The sequence below is a fragment of the Pseudomonas sp. SIMBA_041 genome, from assembly GCF_046535095.1.
GTDB lineage: Bacteria > Pseudomonadota > Gammaproteobacteria > Pseudomonadales > Pseudomonadaceae > Aquipseudomonas > Aquipseudomonas mucoides.
In genome coordinates this window covers 1-275 of sequence record NZ_JAWRXJ010000255.1, presented here as the reverse complement: position 1 = coordinate 275, position 275 = coordinate 1, and the positions used below count along the sequence as shown (strand labels likewise).

Annotated in this window: 1 protein-coding gene; it reads right to left on the bottom strand. The window is 40.7% G+C overall.

The annotated features are described in order from the left end of the window. Positions 1-275, bottom strand: a 275-nt coding sequence (locus SB725_RS31080) for a hypothetical protein (protein WP_410923242.1), incomplete at both ends; no start/stop codon positions are given.

The following is a 275-nucleotide window of genomic DNA, read 5'->3' as shown; positions in this document are numbered from 1 at the left end:
GGAATAGTTGTGCCGGAACAGTCACCTTTCCATTGGCTTGTATTCCAGTATTGCATACAGTTCAGATCGGTATTATAAATCATCAAACCTGCAGGTTTAGGATTTAGAGCATCTCTCTGTGCAGTTGTCATTCTTGGAGGAAGAAAACCTTTATTTGTAGAATTAAGATCTAATATTGCAGTGGCAGCAGGTGTTTCCGTACCTATACCTACATTTCCTGTAGGTGTCATTGTAGCTACAGTTGTTATAACTTGGCCAGCATCTCCATAAGTCCC